Source organism: Clavibacter sp. MX14-G9D (genome assembly GCF_032917815.1).
Taxonomy (GTDB): domain Bacteria; phylum Actinomycetota; class Actinomycetes; order Actinomycetales; family Microbacteriaceae; genus Clavibacter; species Clavibacter michiganensis_K.
Window position 1 is genome coordinate 1 of sequence record NZ_JAVCVL010000302.1, and the last position, 2,452, is coordinate 2,452.

Consider the following 2,452-nt stretch of genomic DNA (forward strand, 5'->3'; position numbering starts at 1 on the left):
GGACGCCGACGCGGGCGCGGCGCGCCTGTTCTGACGCACCCGCCCGCGCCGTCCCCCGCGCGACCGCGGCCGGCGACCGCGGCCCGCGCGACCGGTCAGTGGACGGGCGTGCCGCCCGTGACCGCGATGGTCTCGCCGCTCGTGAAGCTCGACTCCTGGCTGGCGAGGAACACGTACGTCGCCGCGATCTCCGCCGGCTGGCCGGGACGTCCGTAGACCGACTGGGACCCGAACTCCTCCACGTCCTCCGCGGACTGGCCGACGGGCTGCAGCACGGTCCAGAACGGGCCGGGCGCGACCGAGTTGACGCGGATCCCCTTCGGCGCGAGCTGCTGCGCGAGCCCCTGCGTGAAGTTGCGGATCGCGCCCTTGGAGACCGCGTAGTCGATCTTGTCCGCACTCGGCTGGTACGCCTGCGACGAGCTGGTCGTGATGATGCTCCCGCCCTTCGGCAGGTGCGGCAGCACGGCCTTGCTCAGCCAGAACAGCGAGTACACGTTGGTCTTCAGCGTGCGGTCGAGCTGCGCGGTCTCGAGGTCGAGGATGTCGTCCTCGTTGCGCTGGTAGCCCGCCACCATCACGAGGCAGTCGAGGCCGCCGAGGCCCTCGACGGCGGCCTGGACGAGGTCCTGGCAGGTGGTCTCGTCGGAGATGTCGCCGGGCACGAGCACGGCCTTCCGGCCGTCCGCCTCGATCGTGGACGCGGTGTCGCGCGCGTCCTCGAGCTCCTCGTCGAGGAAGTTGAGGGCGATGTCGGCGCCCTCGCGCGCGAACGCGATGGCGACGGCCTTGCCGATGCCGGAGTCGGCGCCCGTGATGAGCACCTTGCGGCCCGTCAGCCGACCGAAGCCGACGTAGCTGTCCTGGCCGTGGTCGGGCGTCGGCTCGAAGCGCTTCTCGTCGCCCGCGCCGGTCTGCTCCTGCTGGGGGAACGGCGGGGAGGGGTACTGCGCGATCGGGTCCTGGATCTCGTACTGGTTGCCGCCGTTGCGGATCTCGCTCATGCGCTGCGCCTTCCTGGAGGGGATCGGGGGTCGCCTTCCACCCTGGCCCGGACGGCCGCGGGCGTCCCGTGGCTCGGAGGGGGTTGACGGGTCGCGGCCCGCGCGGCAGTCGGGCGCCGAGGATCCGGAGGCGCCCCTCGGCGTGGCCGTCGCGTGTCCGATGCCGCCGTGACGGCGCCGGGATCGGCCGGGTGCGCGGCCCGCGCGTGCGTCACGACCACGGGACCCGCACGGTCCGTGGCCATCGGGTGAACGGCCGGTGGCATCGGCGGACCCGGCCGTAGCCTCGGGGCATGGCAGGCTTCCCCGCCGGCAGGCGCCCGGCTCCCGACCCCCGGAGGGACCTCGTCGGCGGCGTCGCGCTCCCCCTGGTGACCGCGCTCGCGACCGCCGCCCTGCTCGCCCCGCTGACCGAGGCGCCCGCGGCGCCGGCGGGGGCGGTGGCGTTCCCCGAGCGGATCGCGTCGTACTCGTGGTGGACGCCGCATCTCGCGCCGGCGCAGGTCGAGGCCGCGACGATGCTGTACCAGAACGGCTTCGGCGTCGAGCTCGGCGACCTCCCGCAGTCGGTCGTGCTGGGCGCCGACGCGGCGACCTACCGGCGCCTGGCCGCGGCCGAGGACCGCGGCATCCCCGCCGACCAGGGCGACCCCGCGCAGTCCCTCCTCTCCGCGGACGGCACGTTCGTCGTCGTCGGCGGCCAGGGCCGGGACGGCAGCGTCGACGTCGTCGACCTCGGCAGCCTCGACACCCGGAGCGTGGCGGTGGGCGCCGGGCGCAGCGCCGTCCCCCTCAGCATCGACGCGTCCGGACGGCGGGTGCTGCTGCTGACGAGCGGCGAGGAGCTCAGCCGGTACGCGGATCCCGCATTCGAGCTGCGCGGGGAGCTCGCCCTCCTCGACCTCACGACCTCCCGCCTCACCCCGTACGAGCTGCCCGGAACCGTCACCTCGGCCGCCATCTCGCCCGACGGGGCGCTCGTCGCGGTCGACGCCGAGGGATCGCTGACGATCCTCGACGCGACGAGCGGACAGGTCCTCCTGGCGCGCGATCCGCTGGCCGGCCCGCTCGGGGACGACGCCTGGTCGCCGTCGGGGACGTCGATCGCCGTGGTCGGGCAGGAGCGCGCGCTGCAGGTCGTCTCCGTGTCCGACGACGCGGTCGGCGCGCGCGAGGTCGCGCTCGACGGCCCCTACTCGTCCGTGATCGGCTGGCGCGACGACGAGCACGTCCTCGTGCACTCGACCCAGGACGATGAGGACGACGGCTCCCGCATCGACGTCGTCGACGTGCGTCCCGGCGCCGAGGAGCCGGTCGCGCGGACCGTCGCCGCCTACGCGCAGGACCCGCTGACCGGGGCGGCCCTGGGCTCCGTGGACCTCGCCCGCGACCTCGCGGGCGAGTGGGCGACGAGCGGCCCGGCGGGCGCGGCGCCGCTCGCGCCGCTC

At 75.2% G+C, this 2,452-nt stretch carries 2 protein-coding genes; one reads left to right on the top strand and one right to left on the bottom strand.

Annotated elements, in window-relative coordinates:
• Positions 1-95: 95 nt before the first annotated feature.
• Positions 96-1,004, bottom strand: coding sequence for an SDR family oxidoreductase (locus Q6969_RS14960; RefSeq protein WP_317231152.1), 909 nt, complete (start codon positions 1,002-1,004; stop codon positions 96-98).
• Positions 1,005-1,297: 293 nt separating this feature from the next.
• Here Q6969_RS14960 and Q6969_RS14965 point away from each other — a divergent pair.
• The coding region (locus Q6969_RS14965; RefSeq protein WP_317231154.1) for a WD40 repeat domain-containing protein at positions 1,298-2,452 on the top strand (1,155 nt) is incomplete at its 3' end.